Origin of the sequence: Modestobacter sp. DSM 44400 (assembly GCF_900107175.1) — a bacterium.
Lineage (GTDB): Bacteria > Actinomycetota > Actinomycetes > Mycobacteriales > Geodermatophilaceae > Modestobacter.
Map to the genome: position 1 here is coordinate 1 of NZ_FNOZ01000136.1, position 2,428 is coordinate 2,428.

At 67.4% G+C, this 2,428-nt stretch carries 5 protein-coding genes; all 5 read right to left on the reverse strand.

Annotated elements, in window-relative coordinates; all coding sequences use genetic code 11:
• Positions 1-88 precede the first annotated feature (88 nt).
• Entirely contained in the window at positions 89-367 is a 279-nt protein-coding gene (locus BLW04_RS25205) for a phage major capsid protein (protein WP_091548366.1), read from the reverse strand.
• Between the two features lie 458 nt (positions 368-825).
• Positions 826-1,047, reverse strand: coding sequence for a hypothetical protein (locus BLW04_RS25210; protein ID WP_091548369.1), 222 nt, complete (start codon positions 1,045-1,047; stop codon positions 826-828).
• Positions 1,047-1,439 (reverse strand): glutathione S-transferase family protein, encoded by a 393-nt coding sequence (locus BLW04_RS25215; protein WP_091548370.1) that lies wholly within the window; start codon positions 1,437-1,439, stop codon positions 1,047-1,049. Before BLW04_RS25215 ends, BLW04_RS25210 begins: the two co-directional genes overlap by 1 nt.
• A gap of 179 nt (positions 1,440-1,618) precedes the next feature.
• Positions 1,619-1,870 (reverse strand): hypothetical protein, encoded by a 252-nt coding sequence (locus tag BLW04_RS27245; protein ID WP_091548372.1) that lies wholly within the window; start codon positions 1,868-1,870, stop codon positions 1,619-1,621.
• On the reverse strand, positions 1,867-2,169 hold the full coding sequence (locus tag BLW04_RS27250) for a hypothetical protein (RefSeq protein WP_175484306.1): 303 nt from the start codon (positions 2,167-2,169) through the stop codon (positions 1,867-1,869). Before BLW04_RS27250 ends, BLW04_RS27245 begins: the two co-directional genes overlap by 4 nt.
• Positions 2,170-2,428: the final 259 nt, after the last annotated feature.

Sequence of the window (2,428 nt, forward strand, 5' to 3'; positions counted from 1 at the left end):
CAACTGCTGGCGTGCGGGCACCCGGTGGGCTCCTGTCGGTAGGTCGCCGACATCCTGCACCAAGATCAATTGCTACGACCGGTTGTGATCAAGCTCGGCTGATGACGGTCAACGCGGCCAGCTTCTTTGGGGTGACCTCGTCCTCGGCGAACACGGGGTCGTCCTGCGGGATCTCGGCGCCTTCGGCGACCCACGAAGCTGATACGTCCTCGGTCATCAGTGGGACATGGAAGGTGACGTTGTCGGTCGGCACGAACTCGCTGACCTGAATTGCCACTGATGCGGCCTGGACGGGCTCGACGATCAGCGCGCCGTACTGCTCGGGAAGGATTCCGCCGACACCGGCGGTGGTGGTGTAGGTAGCCATGACTGCTCTCTAGACAGGAGGGGGAAATTGGGTCTCGCCGGCGGCACTGCCGCTCTTGCGTCGCCCTCCTGGGGCAGCTTGCACATCGACTAGGTCACGGACCATTCGCCGTCGTGCACCAACAGATTACAGCACCAGGTGGCCGGAAATTGACCACCTGGTGCCGCGTCAGTGTGGAAAAAGCTCGGGGGTATATCGGGCGCCTCCCGGTGGTCGCCCGCCTCAACGGGCCCCGAGAGGTTGGGGGGCAGGGGGGGCGATTCGGGAACTCGTACATGGGAAAACCCGCCTCCCGGGGGTCCACCGATCCTGATTCTGCCGGAGAGGAGTGGGGCCAGGGGGGTCGTGAGCGCTTGCTTCGTTGTCCACGCTGAGTGACCGCCCATGCAGACCCCCCATCGAAGTATTGAGACGGAGTGCGCGCTCCTCCCGGCGGTTCCCCACCTCGAGAGGCCGGATTAGGGGGCCTCCCGCGCCCATCCCGTCACGGTCAGGTGCACCTCGCCGGTCTGGTCATCGACCCGCGACGAGTGACCGGCCGGACCGATGCCGACGAGTTCCCGATGGAACAGGGCTCGTGCGTACTCCTGATCTGCGCGCTTCCACTGATGCCGTTTCTCCTCGTCGGTGTAGTCACCTGCCGGCACGACGATCGCGGCAGTGACCTGCTGCGCGTTCATCACGTGGCACCCCGAACTACGTCGGACCAGGACGGCGCCGAGGATGATCTGCTGCCGCCCGATGGTGCACCGGGTGCCATTGCCTCAGCCTCCTGCTGCCAGCGCGACAGCCTGGGCCTGGCGGTGATGAGCGCGGTGACGGCGTCGGTCAGCCTGTCGTCGCCCACCTCCCCGTTGGCGTCGAGGAAGTCGGCGACGGAGTGACCACCGACGTCGAACAAGTCGGCGGGGTGGGCCAGCCGGCCGGCCTTGGACTCGATCACGGAACGCTGCAGACGCTCCACGCGGGCCGCCAGCACGTCGCGCTGCTGCTCTGCTTCTCGGGCCCGCACGCGGTACCTCGCGGCCTCAGCGTTGCCGTCTGCAGGAGCGGGTGTCTCGGGCTCGGTCATCGTCTGTTCCTTCCGCTGCGCACGACGTCGGACCAGGAGGCACCAGTACCGGGGTCGCCGTGGGCCCCTTGGCTCGGATCGGGCCGGGGTGTGAGAGGCCCGTTGCCGAGATACGCCCGGTCGGTGACGATCGCGGCCGTTGCTGCGGCGACCGGATCAGTTGTTATGTGGAGCCTGGGTTAATCGCCGTCCCATTCGTCGGCGTACAGAGCGCAGCCGCATCCGCCGCCACAAGGAAAGCGGGTGACCATGTATCGCTGTCCCGTGAGGGTGTCGGTGACGATGACGTCCGGTGCGTCGTAGTCCTCGGGCTCAGGAATGGGGAGGGGCGGAAGCGCCCGCACCTTCGCCAGGTCATCCGCGGAAAGCGTTAACGGGATTTTGTCGTCGGACCACGGAACGAACGGGGTCAAGGTCGTCTCGGTTGTCATCGGCCCGTTCCCTGTCGCATGACGTCGGACCACGACGGACGGGGCCCGGCGATGCTCCGTGCCCCGCCATCGAAGTTCGGTGAGCCGGCCGCCATCGACTCGACCTGCTGCTGCCAGGCCGACAACCGCGGCCGGGTGGCGAGCAACGCGGTAACCGCGTCGGCCACCTTCGCACCGTCGACTTCCCCATCGTCGCCGAGGAAGTCGGCCACCGAGTGACCGCCGATCGTGAACAGATCGCTCGGCTCGGCGAGCTTGGTGGCCCTGACCTCGACCACGTACCGCTGCAAACCCTCCACGCGGGCGGCGAGTGCATCGCGCTGTCCCTCGGCCTCTCGCAGGCGCGTTCGGTACCTGGCGGCCTCCTGGTTTGGGGACAACTCCTGGCGACCGTCCTCGCCCGCCTCAGCGGGCTGGTCGTCGTCGGCAGTGGCGGCTGGGTCAAGGGCGGGGGGCTCGTTGTCCGAGGTTGTCCCGGGTCTCGTGGAACTTGAGGTGGCGGTCCCCCGCCCGCACCGGCCGTGAGGTAGGTGTTGGGCGTCCGCCAAGACACCATCC

Excerpts from the sequence above, each read along its gene's own strand:
- BLW04_RS25205 (WP_091548366.1), bottom strand. The coding sequence starts at position 367 with ATGGCTACCTACACCACCACCGCCGGTGTCGGCGGAATCCTTCCCGAG.
- BLW04_RS25210 (WP_091548369.1), bottom strand. The coding sequence starts at position 1,047 with ATGAACGCGCAGCAGGTCACTGCCGCGATCGTCGTGCCGGCAGGTGAC.
- BLW04_RS25215 (WP_091548370.1), bottom strand. The coding sequence starts at position 1,439 with ATGACCGAGCCCGAGACACCCGCTCCTGCAGACGGCAACGCTGAGGCC.
- BLW04_RS27245 (WP_091548372.1), bottom strand. The coding sequence starts at position 1,870 with ATGACAACCGAGACGACCTTGACCCCGTTCGTTCCGTGGTCCGACGAC.